The 16958-nt window shown below is 71.5% G+C and carries 16 protein-coding genes and 3 pseudogenes; 15 read left to right on the top strand and 4 right to left on the bottom strand.

Annotation, left to right across the window (positions count from 1 at the left end; translation table 11 throughout):
- Window positions 1-45: 45 nt before the first annotated feature.
- The 8 genes and pseudogenes from ACFYYJ_RS17430 to ACFYYJ_RS17465 all read left to right on the top strand — a co-directional run bounded on the left by ACFYYJ_RS17430 (window position 46) and on the right by ACFYYJ_RS17465 (window position 8556).
- Entirely contained in the window at window positions 46-651 is a 606-nt protein-coding gene (locus ACFYYJ_RS17430; protein WP_389133303.1) for a PQQ-binding-like beta-propeller repeat protein, read from the top strand.
- Complete coding sequence (locus tag ACFYYJ_RS17435; protein WP_389133305.1) at window positions 621-1115, top strand: hypothetical protein; 495 nt, start codon at window positions 621-623, stop codon at window positions 1113-1115. Before ACFYYJ_RS17430 ends, ACFYYJ_RS17435 begins: the two co-directional genes overlap by 31 nt.
- A gap of 287 nt (window positions 1116-1402) precedes the next feature.
- Window positions 1403-2767 (top strand): cytochrome P450, encoded by a 1365-nt coding sequence (locus tag ACFYYJ_RS17440; RefSeq protein WP_389133308.1) that lies wholly within the window; start codon window positions 1403-1405, stop codon window positions 2765-2767.
- A complete protein-coding gene (locus ACFYYJ_RS17445) occupies window positions 2764-3687 on the top strand; it encodes a UbiA family prenyltransferase (RefSeq protein ID WP_389133312.1) in 924 nt (307 codons plus the stop codon). Before ACFYYJ_RS17440 ends, ACFYYJ_RS17445 begins: the two co-directional genes overlap by 4 nt.
- Window positions 3688-3867: 180 nt before the next feature.
- The gene (locus ACFYYJ_RS17450; protein WP_389133315.1) at window positions 3868-3996 is read left to right on the top strand and encodes a hypothetical protein; all 129 of its coding nucleotides are present in this window, start codon (window positions 3868-3870) and stop codon (window positions 3994-3996) included.
- Window positions 3993-4169 (top strand): annotated as a pseudogene (locus ACFYYJ_RS17455) (pyridoxamine 5'-phosphate oxidase); the annotation flags it as partial. The gene ACFYYJ_RS17450 and the pseudogene ACFYYJ_RS17455, both read left to right, overlap by 4 nt.
- Window positions 4170-4527: 358 nt before the next feature.
- Window positions 4528-4971, top strand: a complete 444-nt coding sequence (locus ACFYYJ_RS17460; protein WP_389133318.1) for a hypothetical protein — start codon at window positions 4528-4530, stop codon at window positions 4969-4971.
- A 108-nt stretch (window positions 4972-5079) separates the two neighbouring features.
- Complete coding sequence (locus ACFYYJ_RS17465; RefSeq protein ID WP_389133320.1) at window positions 5080-8556, top strand: BTAD domain-containing putative transcriptional regulator; 3477 nt, start codon at window positions 5080-5082, stop codon at window positions 8554-8556.
- 9 nt (window positions 8557-8565) lie between these two features.
- On the opposite strand, the gene ACFYYJ_RS17470 is transcribed toward ACFYYJ_RS17465, so the two are convergent.
- Both ACFYYJ_RS17470 and ACFYYJ_RS17475 read right to left on the bottom strand, forming a co-directional pair.
- Entirely contained in the window at window positions 8566-9513 is a 948-nt protein-coding gene (locus tag ACFYYJ_RS17470) for a TIGR03619 family F420-dependent LLM class oxidoreductase (RefSeq protein WP_389133323.1), read from the bottom strand.
- A 52-nt stretch (window positions 9514-9565) separates the two neighbouring features.
- Window positions 9566-10249: a hemerythrin domain-containing protein gene (locus ACFYYJ_RS17475; RefSeq protein WP_389133326.1), complete on the bottom strand. Its 684-nt coding sequence runs from the start codon at window positions 10247-10249 to the stop codon at window positions 9566-9568.
- Window positions 10250-10944: 695 nt separating this feature from the next.
- On the opposite strand from ACFYYJ_RS17475, the gene ACFYYJ_RS17480 reads away from it, so the two are divergent.
- Both ACFYYJ_RS17480 and ACFYYJ_RS17485 read left to right on the top strand, forming a co-directional pair.
- Window positions 10945-11265: a hypothetical protein gene (locus tag ACFYYJ_RS17480; RefSeq protein WP_389133328.1), complete on the top strand. Its 321-nt coding sequence runs from the start codon at window positions 10945-10947 to the stop codon at window positions 11263-11265.
- Between the two features lie 18 nt (window positions 11266-11283).
- A pseudogene (locus ACFYYJ_RS17485) lies at window positions 11284-11501 on the top strand (transposase family protein); the annotation flags it as partial.
- A gap of 38 nt (window positions 11502-11539) precedes the next feature.
- Here ACFYYJ_RS17485 and ACFYYJ_RS17490 read toward each other — a convergent pair.
- Window positions 11540-11944, bottom strand: a complete 405-nt coding sequence (locus ACFYYJ_RS17490; protein ID WP_385120170.1) for a RidA family protein — start codon at window positions 11942-11944, stop codon at window positions 11540-11542.
- Window positions 11945-12094: 150 nt separating this feature from the next.
- Here ACFYYJ_RS17490 and ACFYYJ_RS17495 point away from each other — a divergent pair.
- Together ACFYYJ_RS17495 and ACFYYJ_RS17500 are read left to right on the top strand one after the other, a co-directional pair.
- Window positions 12095-12475: pseudogene (locus ACFYYJ_RS17495) on the top strand (transposase family protein); the annotation flags it as partial.
- 868 nt (window positions 12476-13343) lie between these two features.
- Entirely contained in the window at window positions 13344-13727 is a 384-nt protein-coding gene (locus ACFYYJ_RS17500; RefSeq protein WP_389133332.1) for a hypothetical protein, read from the top strand.
- A 168-nt stretch (window positions 13728-13895) separates the two neighbouring features.
- Here the strand turns inward: ACFYYJ_RS17500 and ACFYYJ_RS17505 are convergent, their stop codons facing one another.
- Window positions 13896-14255, bottom strand: a complete 360-nt coding sequence (locus tag ACFYYJ_RS17505) for a zinc ribbon domain-containing protein YjdM (protein WP_385366157.1) — start codon at window positions 14253-14255, stop codon at window positions 13896-13898.
- A gap of 209 nt (window positions 14256-14464) precedes the next feature.
- On the opposite strand from ACFYYJ_RS17505, the gene ACFYYJ_RS17510 reads away from it, so the two are divergent.
- From ACFYYJ_RS17510 to ACFYYJ_RS17520, 3 genes are all read left to right on the top strand, one after another.
- The gene (locus tag ACFYYJ_RS17510; RefSeq protein WP_389133335.1) at window positions 14465-14806 is read left to right on the top strand and encodes an ArsR/SmtB family transcription factor; all 342 of its coding nucleotides are present in this window, start codon (window positions 14465-14467) and stop codon (window positions 14804-14806) included.
- A 74-nt stretch (window positions 14807-14880) separates the two neighbouring features.
- Window positions 14881-16533, top strand: coding sequence for a SulP family inorganic anion transporter (locus tag ACFYYJ_RS17515; protein WP_389133517.1), 1653 nt, complete (start codon window positions 14881-14883; stop codon window positions 16531-16533).
- A complete protein-coding gene (locus tag ACFYYJ_RS17520) occupies window positions 16530-16952 on the top strand; it encodes a pyridoxamine 5'-phosphate oxidase family protein (protein ID WP_389133338.1) in 423 nt (140 codons plus the stop codon). The genes ACFYYJ_RS17515 and ACFYYJ_RS17520 overlap by 4 nt, the downstream gene beginning before the upstream one ends.
- Window positions 16953-16958 lie beyond the last annotated feature (6 nt).

A 16958-nucleotide genomic window follows, 5' to 3' on the forward strand; every position in this document is an offset into this window, starting at 1 on the left:
GGGGCACCGTCGTCGGGGGCGGGCCGCCCGTGGTGGGATGGTCTGGTGATCGCCACAGTGCTCTGGGAGCGCGAACTGCACCAGCGGGGTCGGCATTCCGCTTTCGTCGTCGGGCCGGACTGTGTCGTCCTGCACGAGCGGCACACCCGGCTGGTCTGCCTGGAACGCGCCGACGGCTCGGTGCGCTGGGACGTCCCGCTCGGTACCTGGCCGCGCGGGATCGTCCTCGCGGAGGACAGGGTGCTGGTCTTGCCGCAAACACCGAACAACCTGCTGTCCTGCATCGATCTACGGACGGGTGCGTCGTTGTGGAGCGCCTCGACACCAAGGTGGACGGGGAACCTCACGGTCCACTCGGACACCGTGGTGATAGGCGGTTGGCGCGGCTACACCCCGATGAGCGGCCTGGATCTCGCCGACGGGGGTGTCCGGTGGACGACACCGTCGCCGGTGACCTCCGTACGGACCCTCGCGTGGGCCGGCGGGGTGCTGACCGGCAGCGGGCACGAGGCAGTGCTGCTCGATCCGGCCGACGGGAGCGACCTGGCGCGGTGGCGGCTGCCGGACCGCTCGCGGAATCCGACGGGAAGGCGTTCGTCCCGGTGGGCGCGGAGCGGGTGGTGGCGGTCTGCGAGGCCTCGTCGCTGGTGACCTTCGGGATCGGCACGGACGAGCCCGCCCGGCTCGGATCCCACGATCCGTTCTGGGAGGTCGGACACGCCCACGGGTCGGTCTGGATGCTGCGGTCGGACGGAGGGCTCCTTGCCGTGGATCCCGCCGACGGGACGTCACAGTGGTCGGTCGAGGCGGATCGGCGGACGGTGGCCGACCCGCTGCCGTACGCCGACGGCCTCCTGGTGGGGGACGCCAACGGCGGCATCCGGCGGCTGGGGCCCGACGGCCGGAAGACGGCGGGGTGTTCCCTTCCTGGCCGACGCCTGGACGCGCTGGCCGCCGCGGGTGACGGCGGACTGTTCTTTGCGGCGAAGGGCACTTTCGGCTCGTTCATCCTCCTCCCGCAAACCCTGCGGCCGACCACATCCGCAGCCGGCGCGGGAGCCCTCCCCGTCCGAGAGTCCAGTCGACAGGATCCGAAAGAGGGGCCCAGGCCATGACCTGCTCGGCCGGCGCGCACGGCAGCCGCTTGTCGGGGCGGGGGAAGTCGTCGGGGTAGTACGTCGAGCTCGCCGGGAGGGTGTCGTCCCACCCGTGGCGACGCTGCGGCCGATGCTCCGCCGCCCCGTCGCAGTGGTCGGGCGGCGAAGCACCGCAGTTCCCGCGAACCGTGGAGTTTCGCGTACGAGCTCGCCGGACCCGCCGTCACCTGCCGCTGCCACCCGCGTGGTTCGGGTGTCGTGCCGGAGGGGAAGGATGCCGGCAGTCCTGGTGGAGGGGGTCCGCTATGAGTGCCGGTCTCGGGGCCGTTCCGCAGGCCCCCGGGCACCTTCCGCTCCTCGGGCACACGGCCGCGATGCTCCGTGACCGGCTCGGGTTCCTCGCCTCGCTCCCCGCGCACGGAGAGCTGGTGCGGTTGCGGTTCGGGCCGCAGACCATGGTGCTGGTGTGCGATCCCGAGCTCGTCCAGCAGGTACTGCGGGACGACCGCACCTTCGACAAGGGCGGTCCCTTCTTCGACCGGGCCCGGGAGATCGTGGGGGACGGGCTCGCGAGCTGTCCGCACGACCGGCACCGCAGACAACGCCGGCTGTGCCAACCCGCGTTCCGTCCCACACGGCTGCCCGACTACACCGGGGCCATCACGGCGGCGGCCTGCGAGGAGACCGCCGCCTGGAGCGACGGGGACGTCATCGACATCGACCGGGCGATGCCGGCCGTCGCCAACCGGGCCCTGGCACGGACGATGTTCAGCAGCCGCCTGCCGGCGGAGACCACCGGGCAGATCACCGAAGACACCACCACCTTGATGAACAGCGTCATCCGGCGCATGCTCACCCCCGCCCCCTTCGACCGCGCGCCGACCCCGGGCCACCTGCGCTACGAGCGGGCCCGCAGGCGTCTGCGGCAGACGGTCACCGGCATCGTCGCCGACCGGCGCGCCGACGGCGCCGTCGATCACGACCTGCTCTCGGCGCTCCTGTCGGCGGCCGATCCGGAAACCACCGAGGACGGGCCCCGCTCGCTGACCGACGAGGAAATCGCCGACCAGCTCGTCACGTTCTTCATCGCCGGGACCGAGACCACCGCCGGCCTGTTGTCCTGGATCCTCTACGAACTCGCCCGCCACCCCGGGATCCAGGAACACCTGCACGCCCACACCGACGGCGTGCTGCGTGGCCGACTGCCGCAGGCAGCGGAGCTGCCCGCCCTGACCTACACCGAACAGGTCATCAACGAGTCGTTGCGCCTGCACTCCCCCGTCTGGTTGCTCACCCGAACCGTCACCACCGACGCCCGGCTCGGCGGTGTGCGGCTTCCGGCCGGTACCGCCATCGCCATCAGCCCGTACACGGTCCACTGGAACCCGGCCCTCCACCCCCGCCCGCGGGCCTTCGCCCCCGACCGGTGGAACAGCCTGAGCGCCGATCGCAGCGCCTACCTCCCCTTCGGGTCCGGTCCGCGCCGCTGCATCGGCGACCGGTTCGCCCTGCGGGAAACCGCCGTCGTCCTCTCCATGCTGATCAGCTCCTGGAGGTTCGCCATGGTCACCGAACGGCCCCCCAGATCGGCTCTTTCCGCGTCGTACGTACCCCGCGGACTGCGCCTGCGCGTCCATGCCCGCCGACCCGGACACGGAGGTGGACCTTGACCAGCGCCGCCCCGCCGTCCTCGCGGAGTCCGGCGCGGGGCCTGATACCCACCGGCCGGAACGTGGTCCGGCTCGTGCTGCGGGAGCCGTGGCTGAGTTGGCAGTTCATCAAGAACGATCCCTGGGGCGGCCTCTACCCCGGTGTCGTCTTCACCCTCGCCGTCGCCGTTGCCGTCCACCACCAGCCGCCGGGCCGCCTCGCCGTGACCGCGGTGGTGTCGACCGTCTACTTCTGGCTCTATCTCTACACCTTCTGCCTCACCAACCAGCTCGCCGGGCTGCGCGAGGACCGTCTCAACAAGCCCTTCCGCCCCCTGGTGAAGAAGTCGGTCACCGCCCGCGGAGCAGTGGTCCGCACCGCTGTCGCCTTCACCCTGTTCCCCCTCGTCGGATGGGCGGCGGGGGTGCGGCAATGGGCTCTGCTCTGGGAGGCCATGACCCTGCTGCACAACCTCGGCGGCTCCCGGCACTGGATCGTCAAGAACGCCGTCATCGGTTTCGGCGTCCTGCCCATGCTCGGTGCCGCCTGGCAGATGACCGGCCCCCTCACCCCCGACGCCTGGCGGTGGATGCTCACCCTCGCCCTCGTGGTCCTCCTCCTGATCTCCGTCCAGGACCTGCGCGATCTGCGCGGAGACGCCGCCACTCACCGCAGGACCTTCCCCCTGGCCTTCGGCGAAGCGTTCTCCCGCCGCTTCCTCGCGGCGGGCTTCGCCCTCCTCCCGCTCGCCACCCACTTCCTCCTCGTCCGAGCGGCCACCCCGGCAGCCTGGTGCGCGGAAGCGGCCACAGCGGCTCTGTGCTGGACCACCGCACGCCGCGTCGTCGAGCGCCGCGGCCCCGCCTACGACCACCGCACGTACCGCTTGTTCGAGTACTGGTACACCGCGGTACTCGCCACCGCCTTCCTCACCCTCTGACGGTGACGGGGACGGTCTCGGGTCGCCGAGCGGGTGCGCCGGTCGACGGGACGACTTCGGCACGGTGGGGCGGGTGACGGGCCACGGAGCGCGGTGGCAAGTCGATGCCAAGTCGGCGCCAAGGGGCTGCGGGCACCGTTCGGTATCCGTTGCCGACGAGCGATCCAGGAGTACCCGAGCATGTCCCCCAGCAGTTCCCACGCACGCCTCCACACCCATGCGACGGATGCGACCCGGCGCGTCCTGTGGAAGGTCCGTGCCGATGCCCGCACCCTGCGCGCCCCGCGCCACGCCGGAGCGGCCCGATGACGGTCATCGACTCCGCTCCGCACGAGGTCCTGGATGCCTACCGGACCTGCGAGTTCGTCACCTTGGCCAAGGACGGGACCCCGCTGGCCTGGCCGACGGCCGTCGCCCGCCGCGACGACGGGACCCTCCTGCTGACCACCTCACTCGCGTTCGCGCAGAAGGCGTTGAACATCCGTCGTGACGGACGGGTCGGGCTGCTCTTCTCGGACCCGACCGGAAGCGGTCTCGACCACGCCCCGCAGATCTACGTCGGGGGCCGCGCCCAGTGCCCCGACACAGTCATGGCCGGTCCGCGAGGGGCCGAGGAGTACTGGCGCAGACTCTTCGAGCGGCAGCCGCACAGCCGCGCGTACCTGCTGCGTCCCATGAGGCCGGTGATGTCCTGGTACTACCTGCGTCTGCTCATCACCGTCGAACCCGAACTGGTGCTGGTCCGGCCGCCCCTCGCGGAACTGCCGACCCTTGGAGTGCCGGCGCCCGCGACCGGAACCGTGGCCCTGCCCGGGGCAGCGCAGCTGGCGAGCCTGCCCAGTGCCGTGCTGGCGGGGGCGCGACGCCTCGGGCGCACCGGTACTCACCCGCACCCGGCCGCGGCCGACACCGGCGGGCTACCTGGTCGACGTACCGGTGGACTGCCCCGTGGAGCGGGGCCCGGCGAGCCTCCTGGTGCACCGGCACGACGAACGGCTCGACCACATGTACAACGCGCTCGTACGAGGAGACCTGCGCCGCACCGACGCCGGGTGGCTGATGGTGCCGTCCACCGTGATCGAACCCATGGGTTCGGGCCGGGCCGCGGACGCCCTGCGCGTCCTGCGCCGCACGAAGCGGTCCACCGACCGGTACCTCGAACGGCGCGGCCTGCGCCGCCCGAAGGTGCAGTGGGACCAGTTCCGCGCCCTCGCGGACCCGGCGCCGCGAGCGGGGGCGGGGCGCAGCCGGCATCCCGCGGTGACGGGGTCGCCGCACCACTGAGCGCCGACGAGTCGATCCGGGCCGGACCGTGTGCGTCCGTCCGATGCGACGGTGCTCTTCCGTCCGGCCTCCGTGGGTGCTCTGCGGGCCGATTACGATGTTCTTGTCATGATCACATTGAAGGTGCTCGGCTCGTTCCGGGTCGAGGTCGACGGCCGTCCGGCCGAAGCGCGTGGTCGGCTCGCACGGATGGTTCTGGTCCAACTGCTGCTCGCCCGCGGCGCCGTCGTGCCCACGGAACGGATCATCGAGAGGCTCTGGCCGACGAGCGTCCCGCCGAGCGCACAGGCCTCGCTCCACGCCTACGTCGCACGTCTGCGGCGCTCCCTCGAACCGGAACGCGCACCGCGGACCCCCGCACGGACCCTGGTCAGCGCCCCCTACGGCTACGCCCTGGCCCTGGAGCCGGCAGCCGTGGACGCATGGGTGTTCGAGGACCGGGTGGCGGCCCGCGCGACGGCGGGGACACCGCCGCACCTCGCCGAAGAGCACCTGACCCGGGCGCTGGCCCTGTGGGGCGGACAGCCGTACGCGGAATTCGCGGACGAGCCGTGGACCGCGAGCGAACGCACGCGCCTGGAGGAGCTGCACCGCAGTGCCCGCGAACGGCTGGCCGCCGCGAGGCTCGCCTGCGGAAAGGCCGCACAAGCGGTCGCCGACGCAGGTGATCTGACGACGGAGCAGCCCCTGCACGAGGAGGGCTGGCGGCTGCTGGCCCTGGCGCTGTGGGCCCGTGACCGCCAGGGGGACGCCCTGGCCGCGCTGCGACGGGCCCGGCACGTCCTCGGCGAAGAACTCGGGGTCGAGCCCGGGCCCGCCCTGCTGGAACTCGAACAGGCCCTCCTGCACCAGCGTCTCGACCTGCTCCACCGCTCGACCACGGCACCTGTGCGCACTGGCACGGCCCCCGCGGTGCGCACGGTGCTGCCGGTGGAGCCGGTGCAGCCGACGGCGCCCCCCGTCACGGCCGTCGGGCCGGCGGCGCCGGCCGGGCCCACGGTGCTCACTGCCGACCGGCTCCTGGGCCGCGACGCGGAACTGGCCCTGCTCGCCGCCGCGGCGGACCGGGCGCACCTCGGCCGGGCGCAGGTGGTCCTGGTCTCCGGTGAGGCGGGAATCGGCAAGTCCAGCCTCCTGGACGCCGCCCTGCGGCAACTGCCCGGACAGGGCTGGCTGGTCGGCTCCGGACAGTGCCCGGAGACCGAGGGTGCCCCGCCCGGCCGTGCCTGGTTCGACATGCTGCCGGATCTCGCACGCACCGCCCCACCGGGAACGTACGCCGATGAGCTCGCTCCGCTCCTGGACCCCGGCGCGAGTGGCGCCCCGGGACGGACGGACGGCAGCCCCGCACAGCGCTTCCGCCTGCACAGGGCCCTGCTCGGATGGCTTCGGGACACCGCCCTGCGGCAGCCGCTGGCGATCGTCCTGGACGACCTGCACCGGGGCGACCGGGAGAGCATCGAGCTGTTCCTGCTCTGCGCCGAACAGCTGCGCGACGTACCGCTGCTGTTGGTCGGCTCGTACCGCACCGGCGAGGGGGACCTGACCGAGGCACTGGCGCGCCTGGCCGCCCGCTCTCCGGTGCGACTGGCCCTCGTCGGCCTCTCGGATGCCCAGGCGAAGGCACTGCTGCGCCGTGTCGCGACCGGCATGACGGATCGGGCGGCGACGGCTCTGGCCGAACGGGCCGGGGGCAACCCCTTCTATCTGCGGGAGAGTTCCCTGCTCCTGGCCGGTGAGGGCGAACAGCAGGCGCTGGCCCGCATCCCGCAGGGGGTCCAGGACGTCCTGCGGCGACGGCTGGCCCTGCTCGCGCCGACCGTGACGGCCGGATTGCGCCTGGCCGCCGTGGCGGGCCGCGAGGCACCGGTCGCGCTCCTGGTCCATGCCGCGGACAGCGATGCCGATCAGCTCCTCGACGCCCTGGAGGCCGGTGTCGACGCCGGTCTGCTCACCGAGCCGCGTCCCGGCACGGTCCGGTTCAGCCACGCCCTCGTACGGGACGCCCTGGAGGCCGACCTCACGCGGCTGCGGCTGGCCCGGATGCATTCCCGGCTCGGCAGGAGCCTGATCGCCCTCGACTCCGACGACGTCGCCGCCACCGCCCACCACCTGCTGCGGGCGGCCACGGTCGTGACCTCCGACGCGGCGTCCGCCGTCCATCACGCCCGGCTCGCATGCGAACAGGCCGTACGCCGCTACGCTCCGCAGAACGCCGAGGACCTCCTGAACGCGGCCCTCGGACTCCTCGCCGACCATCCGGCGGCCTTCGCGGACCAGGACGCCGCTCTGCTGCGCGTGACGCTGCTGGGCCAACTGGTGGACTGCCGGATCCGGATGGGCGCCGTGGTACCCGCCCGCGAGGCGCAGCAGCAGGCCGTGGCAGTGGCCCGCGAGGAGGGCCGGGCCGACCTGCTGACCGCCGCCTACACGACCTGGACCGAGCCGACGCCCTGGCGCGTGCGCCCCTACGCGGCGTCCGACCCGGAGGCCGTCGCCGAACTCGAGGTCCTGCTGGAGGAGCCGGGACTGACCGACCGGCAGCGGTGCCTGCTCCTCGACCAGTTGGCCGACGCGCTCGACGACACCGATCCACGTGCCGTGGCCGAGGCGCGCCGGGCGGTGGAGCTCGCCCGGGCCGCCGGCGATCCCCGGCTGCGCGGACTGACCCTCACCTCCCTGCTGCGCAAGGTCGACGGCGAACTCGAACCGGCAGCCTACGGGAAGCTCCACCGCGAGCTCACCGAGGTGGCCGAGGCCCAGGACGGCCCCGAGTACGCGTGGATGAGCGCCTACGTCGCCGCCCGGATCGCCGCCGCCCGCAACGACCCGGTGGAAATGGAGCGGTGTCTCGCACGATCGGACGAGATCGCCGGCACGTACGGGCTCCAGGGCGCGTTCGCCGTGGCGCGGCTGCGCCGTCCCATGCTCGCCATGGCCCAGGGCCGTTTCGAGGAGGCGGAGCACGCCATGGGGACGGCGGTCGCGGAGCTGCGGGCCCGCGGAGCGGTGGACCTCAGCGGGCTCGCGGCGCTGAGCATCGGGTGCATGCGGGTGCAGCAGGGCCGGCTCGCCGAGATGCTGCCCGTGCTCCTCGCGGTGTGGGAGCAGTACAAGCCCCACAACGAAGCCCTCGCCGCACTCGCGCTGCAGGCCGCGGGACGCCCCGAGGAGGCGCGGGAGGTCTTCGGCCTGCGCGTGCCGCTGCGGCGCGACTTCGCCTACTCCATCCTGGCCGGACTGCGCGGGGCCGCCGCCATCACCTTCGGCGACCGGACGGCGGCCGCCGAGGTCTACCGGGACCTGCTGCCGCTGCACGCACTGGCGGGAGGCGCGAGCAGCCTCAGCCTCGTCTTCCGCCCCGTCGCGCAGACCCTCGGAGACCTCGCCCGGTTCCTCGGGCGCCCCGAGGACGCCCGGCGCCACTACCTCGAAGCCGCGGAGGTGGCGGCCGCCTGGGAGTCCCCCCTCTGGGCGGAGGCCGCCCGCAGCGCCCTCGACGGGCTGGGTCCCGTCGTCGAACTCCCGTCGTCACGCTCCCGTCGTAGCCCGGAGGGCGGCCCCGCGGGGCAGACGGGAGTCTGACGACGGGCCTCAGGGCCGGGGCGGGACGGGAGGCCCTGATCGAGCGGGCTCGCCCAGCTCGGCCAGGAACTGCGCGGCCAGGTCGAGGAAGTGCTCGGGCGAGTCGGTCGTCAGCTGGAGGTCCACGAGCACCTCGTCGGCCTCCGCCCCGCACATCAGCCTGAGGTGGTCGCAGATCTGGCGCACCGTCCCGCGCTGATGGATCTCCCCGGGCGCGGCCTCCGTCGCGGTGACCTCGGGATTCACGCGGAACACCCGGCGCAGTGCCGCCGGGTCGCGTCCCGTCCGCTCGGCGGCCTCGACGGCCACCGCCCACAGACCGTGGAAGAAGGGCAGCGGCATGGACGCGCCGAGCCATCCGTCCGCACGCCTGCCGACCCGCTCCAGGGCGGCCGCGGTGAAGCCGCCCAGCAGGATGGGCGGCCTCGGCTCCTGCCACGGTTTGGGCAGCACGGTCGATTCGGCGATCCTCCACAGGGCGCCGGTGTGCACGACGGTCCCGGGCCCCCACACGGCCTCCAGGACGTCCAGGGTCTCCTCGAGCCGGGCGCCGCGCCCCCGCCACGACACCCCGGCGGCCTCGTACTCCTCGTGCATCCAGCCCAGGCCGAGGCCCACGTCCAGACGTCCGCGGCTGATCAGATCGAGGGTCGTCAGGGCCCGGGCGAGCACGAGGGGCGGCTGCCAGAGGGCGTTGAGCGTGCTGCTGCCCAGGCGTACCCGCTCGGTCGCCGAAGCCGCCATGGCCAGCGCGAGCAGCGGGTCGAGATGGGTGCCGTACCGCACGGACATCGGCTTCCCGCCCGCGTACCCGTCGGGCGGGACGACCGGGGCCAGGAGCCGGTCGGCCACCCAGAGGCTGTCGCAGCCGAGCGCTTCCATGGCCGTACACATCTCGGCCGAGCGGTGAGGGTCGGCGAACGGGCCGAACTGAGGGACGGAGAATCCGATGCGCATCGGTGAGAACTCCTCGATCGGTACGGGAAGGGCGAGGCGGACGAGCCGCACCTCATGCGCCGGCGCGCCGGCCACGGATCCGCCGGGTCTCACGGCGGTACTGGCGCTGCCCGAGCAGCTTCCACAGCACCCTCGCCGGTACCGGCAGCCTGGTGAGGAACTCCCGGCGCTCCTCGGGCGAACTGTCCTCCAGGATGGCGCCCAAGGCGATCATCAGCCGGTCGCGGGGCGTTTCGGCGAGCCCCCTCTCCCCCACCGCGCGCCACTGCTCCTCGGTCACGTGGAGCGAGACGAGCGGCATGACCTCCCGCTCCTCCTCGTCGAGATGGGCGCACAGCTGCCGGTGGTGCCTGCGCAAGGCCTCGGCCAGCTCGTCCCGGTCCTCGGCCAGAGCCCGTGCCTGCCAGCGGTCCATCAGCACCCGGACCTCACCGATCCCGTCGGTGAGCTCGCGGTGCTGCGCCTCCATCGCCAGCACGTGCTCGGCATCGAGATCCAGGTGGGGCAGGATCGCGGGCCAGAGCATCTCGTCCTCACCGGTGTGGTGGGCGTGCAGTCCGATGGTGTAGAGCCGCCAGTGCTCGGCGAGGATCCGGGCGCGTGCCGTGTCGGCGGGCTGGACCTCCTGGACGAGTTCGGCCAGCAGCCGCGACTCGCGGCGGAACACCTGGTGGATCATCGCCATCTCTCGGGTGTAAGCGTGGACAGGGGAGTCTGAAACCTTGTTCGTGGTCATGTGTCCCAGTCTTCGGAGGCTGATTGCAGGGCACTTGCACCTGACTTGCCGCTTCCGGCCACCGTGGCCCCGAAGGTGGCCTGAGACGTCGTCCGAAGGGGGCGTAGGACCCTTCGCCGACTCGGTGCCGGTGTCCTCGTCTGCCCGCCGTCGCGGTCCCGACGTTCCGGCGGGTGGCGCGGAGGTCTGCGGGCTCGTTCACGTGCGGAGGGCGGCGAGGGCCGCGGAGACGGTGTTCGCCAGGGTGCGCCGCGGCGGAGATGAACACCGTCGAACACATCCGGTCCCGGGGAGGGCACGTGGACGACGAGCAGAACGACCAGGCGCAGGCGCTCGCCGAACTCCGCCGGCAGCTGGTCGACGGACTGGCCACTGCCCGGCTCGACAGGACGCGGCTCGCCCGCCGGGCGGGACTGGGGCGCACCACGGTGTGGGAAGCGCTTTCGTCCGGGAAGCCGGTCCCGTCCGCGGAAACAGTGGCGGCGCCGGCCCGCGCGCCGGCACTGCCGGCACGGGACCTGCCGGCTCTACACCGCGCTGCGTCCCAGGAGTGCACTCCCTGCGGGCGGGCCGGGGCGCCCCATCGGGACTGGGAGCCGCACGAGTCGGAGGTGCATCCGGCCGGTCCTGGTGGTGGCGCAGCTGATCCTGACGCGTTCGCTCTTCGGGCATGGCGGCCTCGCAAGGTGGTCTGGTTGAACGAGGCCCAGCGCTACCTCGGCAACCCGGAAGTCGACGAACGGATCGCGGCGGCCGTGCACCACCTGCCGGTGACCTCGGAGCGCGGACCGGTCCTCGTGCTGGGCACGCTCTGGCCCGAATACGCCGCCCGGTACACGGCCCTCCCCACCTCAGGTGCGGACGTTCGGCACAGCCGAGTGAGGGAGCTGCTCGCCGGCCGCACCCTGCCCGTCCCCGACGCCTTCGACGCTTCGGCCCTGGTTGCCGCCGCGGTCCTGGCCGAAGACGGCGACCGGCTGCCGGGTGACGCACTCGCCCGCGCCCGGGACGACTGAAGAGTGGCCCAAGACCTCGCCCGCGCCATCTTCCGCACCCCCTACCACCACCGCGACAGCCCGCCCACTAGCAGGAGTTCAACCGCGACCCTGCCAGACCGAGAGCACCCGGCGAACGCGCCTTCGCCCAGTTGAAGTCCTGGCGAATCCTCCGACGAACCGGGCGCTCGACCCGGCGCATCAGCAACATCGTCCAGGTCATCCACACGCCGCCGACCTGCATCCATTCAGGATAAAAGAGCGCTCACCGAAGGAATCAAGCCGGACTCCTCGCCTATGGCTTCACATCGAGACGCACGAGCGCGCCGATCTCGACGAGTTGGTCCGGCAGCGCCAAGTCGGAAACGCCCATGACCGTGCTGGTGGGCCGGTGCTTCCCGAAGTACTCGGCGTGGAGGCGTGCTGTCGTGTCGAAGTTCTCGCGCAGGTTTCTCACCAGAACCGTGGTCTCTACTATCTGGCTACGCTCGGCCCCGAACTGCCTCAGTATCAGGTCCAGATTCTCCAGCGCGGTGCGGACCTGCAGTTCGAAGTCGTCGGCACCCACGAAGTTTCCGTGACTGTCATGAGACAGCTGCCCCGACACATAAACCGTGTCACCGACCTGAGTGGCCTGACTGTACCCGTACAACGATTCCCACGGCATGCCGAACCCGAAGGCCTTCACCTGAGAATTCATCACTCACTCCCTTGATACAGCTTGTGGGCCGTCAGTTGCAGATCGGCTCCTTACGCACAGAAGTTACGTGTTCGCGCAAACGATGCTTGTCTGGCAGCGCCTTCGAAGTGTTCTCTGCGCGCACAAAAATTGGCCGCATCGGACCTTTTCATCCTGTGCCGGGAGGGTGAAACGTCCTGCCCCCGATCGTTGGGGTGGCGATCGAAGCAAAGGCAGCACGGCGTGAACGCCCAGGTCACCGCCCGGCCGGACGGCACACCGCTCTGGTTTTCCCGGGCCACACCGGGACGCACCCACGACCTGACCGCCGCGCGGGCCCACCGCGTCGTCCAGGCCTGCCTCACCAGGCAGATCCTCGTCCTCGCGGACCGCGCCTGCCCAGGCGCCGGCGCCACCGTCCGCACCCGCTACCATCGCCATCGCGAACAGCCCCAGCACTACCAGCAGTTCAACCGCGACCACGCCAGACTCCTAGCGCCTGGCGAACGCTCCTTCGCCCTGCCGAAGTCCTGGCGACTGCTCCGGAGAGCCCCGTCACGTGGAAGTCCCCACCTCCGGTCCCACTGGTCACCGCGAGGTGAGCAAGGCGGCGAGAGTACTTCCCGCGGCCGTACCGAGAGCCGCCACGAGCCACATGGGCAGACGCTGGACGGTCAAGTGGAGCCCACCCCAGCGCAGTTCAAACTGTGGAGGGGCGGAGGAGGCAGGCCGGTACTGTCGGCCATCGCGGTGCTGCTCCAGTGCGGCTCTACGGCTCATGGGGATGTCCTTTGAACTCGACTGCGGGCGCACGCCCTTGACTTCGGTCGCCTGCAGTTGCGGGAGGTATCAACGCTAGGCCACCCGACCCCCCAACCGGATGGGCTCGCATCCGTACAAAACCAAGGGACGGCCTTTGACGGTCTGTATAGATACCCCTCAGACCTGCACGTGGTTCGGGAATGCGTCCGTCCGCGACGCACAGTGCGTCCCGCTTGGGGTACGGCCATTGGCAGTGCGACCACGCCGGTGTGCAGGTAGTAGCGCTGAAGGACCGTTTGACCCCTGTCACGTTCCTTTCCAGTCCCAGTCCGCGTGCTTGCCTCCCCCCCCGTCCGATGTTTCGCTGATCACGTGAGCGCGCTGAACCATCGCGGGGACCAACGCGTGATCCGCACGGCGAGATTCCACTCGCCGACCGGGCGGCGTCCTCTCCGACCAGGTCACCAGCCGGACCCGGGACGAGACGGGCCCGCCCCAATCGCGCGATGCCCGGGAATCCAGCCGGCACCGGAACGAGAGCCATGGCGAGGGGAGATCGGGACCCGATGGCGGCGTTTGACCGCTGGTCGTCAAGCCATCGACGCACCAGCCGCCGAACCTTGACTCGCGACACGGGGCGAGGACGTACGGTTCGCCCATGCCGACCAAAAATTCCGCTCCGGTCCACAACGCCCCGTCTGACAGCCCCTCCACCCTGCCCGCCTCCGCCGTGCGGGTGATCGCCGGGTTGACCCTGTGGTGGTCGGCATCGCCCGTCGCCTTCATCCTTTCCACGGTCGTCGGCCTCGGCTCGCGCGATCGCGATCCGTTCTGGGAAATCGTCTCCGTCGTACTGCTGTGGTCAGGCATCGGCGGCGTGGTGGTCGCCCCCGCCATAGGGCTCCTCATCGCCTTCCGCTTACGGCAACGGCCGGCGCGTCGGCGCTTCGCGATCATGGGTGCGGTGTCCCTCGCCGTGTGCACCCTCGCTCTGCTCTTCTGGGAGTTCGCCATGGAATGCGCACCCGGCCACACCTGCTGACAGTGAGCGCTCGTAGCCGGCTCCGGGCTGAACGGACGGCTGGGCGGTGGAGCGGCCCGGTCCGTCGAATCCGGCGCCGAAGACGAGCAGGGTAGGAACGGTGATGGCGGGAATCTCGGCGCTCCGGTCGTATTCCTGCCGCTTCAGCTCGGCATTCCTGCCCACCGTTCAGGCCTTCTTGACCACGCTCGACTTGAGCTGCATGGCGCCGAAGCCCTCGATGCGGCAGTCGATGTCGTGGCCGTCGACGCCGTCGACCAAGCGGATGTTGCGGACCTTGGTGCCCGCCTTGATGCCCGAGGGGCTGCCCTTGACCTTCAGCGCCTTGACGACGGTGACGCTGTCGCCGTCGCACAGCACGTTGCCGACGGCGTCCTTGACCACCCGCGCCCCGGTGGCGCCGGCGTCGCCTTCAGCGCTCTCGGCGGGCACCCATTCGTGGGCGCACTCCGGGCAGACCATCAGGGCGTTCATCTCGTAGGTGTACTCGCTGGAGCACTTGGGACACGGAGGCAGGTTGTCGCTCATTCACTCAGGTTTCCGGTCGTCGGGAAGCGGGCGCGCCCCGGGGCGTGACCGCCGGCCGGTCGACGGGCGTCCGCGCGTTGGAGTAGCCACATTATCAAATTGCAGAATTCTGCAATTTCATACATGCTGTGGGAGCTGTGTCCGTAGGTAGCCGCGGACACGGCACCAGGCGTTCGCCCCGTTCGGGGTGGTGAGAAGGGTGCGCGACCGTGCCGGTTCCGCTGTACGAAGCCAAGGCCGAGTTCTTCCGCATGCTCGGGCACCCTGTGCGGATACGGGTCCTTGAACTGCTGCAGGACGGCCCGATGCCGGTGCGGGACCTGCTGTCCGCGATCGAGGTCGAGCCCTTCGCCCTGTCCCAGCAGCTCGCGGTCCTGCGCCGCTCGGGAATCGTCACGTCGGCGCGTGACGGCTCGACCGTGGTCTACGAACCGGCAGGCGGGGACGTCGCACAGCTGATGCTTGCCGCGCGTCGTATCCTCACCGAGGTTCTGGCGGGGCAGCGAGTACTGCTGGAGGAACTGCGCGAGTCCGGGGTCCCGGCTTCGTGACCCCGAACGACTTCCTGACCGCCACGCTCGGGCGGCTCCGCTCGGTGCTGCCGGTCCGGGCCGACTTCAAAGCGATGGGCCGCAGCCCCCGCCGGGATCTCCTGGCCGGCCTGACCGTGGCGATCGTCGCCCTCCCGCTCGCGCTCGGCTTCGGCGTCTCCTCCGGGCTCGGCGCCGAGGCGGGGCTCGCCACCGCCGTGGTCGCCGGCGCACTCGCCGCACTGCTGGGCGGCTCGAACCTCCAGGTGTCCGGTCCGACCGGTGCGATGACCGTGGTACTGGTGCCGATCGTCGCCCGGTACGGGCCCGGCGGCGTTCTCACCGTTGGACTGATGGCCGGGATCCTCCTGGTCGGGCTCGCTCTGCTGCGGGCCGGCCGGTACATGCGGTACGTGCCGGCGCCGGTGGTGGAGGGGTTCACGCTCGGGATCGCGTGTGTGATCGGACTCCAGCAGATGCCGAACGCGCTCGGCGTCGACAAGCCGGAGGGCGAGAAGGTCCTGCTGGTGGCCTGGCGGTCGGTCGTGGACTTCGCGGCATTCCCGAACCGGACCGCGATCTGCCTCTCGGTCGGGGTCGCGGCGCTGATGCTGCTCGGGGCCCGGTGGAAGCCGGCGATCCCGTTCTCGATCGTCGCGGTGATCGCCGCGACTGCGATTGCCCAGGTCTTCCACCTGGACGAGGCGACCCCGATCGGGGAACTCCCCTCCGGCCTCCCCGCCCCTTCCCTCGCCTTCCTCGACGTCTCCGCGTTCGGATCACTGCTCGCCCCGGCGGTCGCAGTGGCCGCCCTGGCCGCGCTCGAGTCCCTCCTGTCGGCGACGGTCGCGGACGGGATGACCGTGGGGCAGCAGCACGACCCGGACAGGGAGCTTTTCGGTCAGGGGATCGCCAACCTCGCGGCCCCCCTGTTCGGCGGTGTTCCCGCCACCGCCGCCATCGCCCGCACGGCCGTCAACGTCCGCACGGGGGCCTCCTCCCGCCTCGCCGCCCTCACTCACGCCGCCGTGCTGGCGGTGATCGTGTTCGCCGCCGCTCCCCTGGTCTCGAAGATCCCCCTCGCGGCGCTGGCCGGCGTCCTGCTGGCGACGGCGGTCCGGATGGTAGAAGTCGGATCCCTGCGCGCGATGGCGAAGGCGACCCGCTCGGACGCCGTCGTGCTCGTCCTGACCGCCGTCGCCACCCTCGTCCTCGACCTCGTGTATGCCGTGATCATCGGCCTGCTCGTGGCTGGGGCCCTCGCGTTGAAGGCGGTGGCGAATCAGGCGCGGATGGAGCAGGTCGACTTCCGTGCGGACCTGCCCGGCGAGCACGGCGACGAGGAGCACGCACTGCTCGCGGAGCACATCGTCGCCTACCGCATCGACGGCCCCGTCTTCTTCGCCGGCGCCCACCGCTTCCTGCTGGAACTGTCGGAGGTCGCCGATGTGAGGGCGGTGATCCTGCGCATGTCGCGGGTGACCACCGTGGACGCCACCGGAGCACTCGTCCTCAAGGATGCGGTGGAGAAACTCAACCGGCGCGGCATAGCCGTCTTCACCTCCGGCATCAGGCCCGGCCAGCGCCAGGCCCTGGACGCCGTCGGCGCCCTGGACCTGCTGCGTCTGGAGGGCCGAGAGTACGCCACCACCCCCGAAGCCATCGCCGGGGCCCACACGTACCTGGAGCGGACAGGGCTGATGCCCCGGGGACTCCGACGACACCGCATCCGGAAGGCCGCACGATGACCGCCCCCGCCGATCGCCACCTCATCGAAGTCTCCGGCACCGAGGCCCTGTGGCTCCTCGAAGGCTCCGGTCGCGGCCGCCTCGTCTACATCCAGCGGGAGATGGCGATGGTCCGCCCCGCCACGCACGTGATGGAGTACGGGCGGCTGATCGTGCGCGTGCCCGTTCAGTCCGCCGCAGTGCTCGGCCGGTCCCTGCTGACCTACCAGGTCGACGAGATCAACGACACGACCGGAACCGGCTGGATGGTCACCGCCCACGGCCACGCCGACGTCATCGGCAACCCCGTCGAGGCCGCCCACCACCGGCGCACGCTGACCGGCTGGACCCACGGCCCCCACGACACCCTGCTGCGCCTGCACCCGCGGCAGGTGTCCGGGTTCCGCCTGGCCCGCCCCGTGACGGGGGCGGGCCAGTGAGCATCC

The sequence above is a fragment of the Streptomyces sp. NPDC002467 genome (assembly GCF_042889825.1).
Taxonomy (GTDB): domain Bacteria; phylum Actinomycetota; class Actinomycetes; order Streptomycetales; family Streptomycetaceae; genus Streptomyces.

Excerpts from the sequence above, each read along its gene's own strand:
- ACFYYJ_RS17475 (WP_389133326.1), bottom strand. The coding sequence starts at position 10,249 with ATGACCACGAACAAGGTTTCAGACTCCCCTGTCCACGCTTACACCCGA.
- ACFYYJ_RS17515 (WP_389133517.1), top strand. The coding sequence starts at position 14,881 with ATGGGCCGCAGCCCCCGCCGGGATCTCCTGGCCGGCCTGACCGTGGCG.
- ACFYYJ_RS17440 (WP_389133308.1), top strand. The coding sequence starts at position 1,403 with ATGAGTGCCGGTCTCGGGGCCGTTCCGCAGGCCCCCGGGCACCTTCCG.
- ACFYYJ_RS17470 (WP_389133323.1), bottom strand. The coding sequence starts at position 9,513 with ATGCGCATCGGATTCTCCGTCCCTCAGTTCGGCCCGTTCGCCGACCCT.
- ACFYYJ_RS17505 (WP_385366157.1), bottom strand. The coding sequence starts at position 14,255 with ATGAGCGACAACCTGCCTCCGTGTCCCAAGTGCTCCAGCGAGTACACC.
- ACFYYJ_RS17490 (WP_385120170.1), bottom strand. The coding sequence starts at position 11,944 with ATGAATTCTCAGGTGAAGGCCTTCGGGTTCGGCATGCCGTGGGAATCG.
- ACFYYJ_RS17500 (WP_389133332.1), top strand. The coding sequence starts at position 13,344 with ATGCCGACCAAAAATTCCGCTCCGGTCCACAACGCCCCGTCTGACAGC.
- ACFYYJ_RS17465 (WP_389133320.1), top strand. The coding sequence starts at position 5,080 with ATGATCACATTGAAGGTGCTCGGCTCGTTCCGGGTCGAGGTCGACGGC.
- ACFYYJ_RS17450 (WP_389133315.1), top strand. The coding sequence starts at position 3,868 with ATGTCCCCCAGCAGTTCCCACGCACGCCTCCACACCCATGCGACGGAT.
- ACFYYJ_RS17520 (WP_389133338.1), top strand. The coding sequence starts at position 16,530 with ATGACCGCCCCCGCCGATCGCCACCTCATCGAAGTCTCCGGCACCGAG.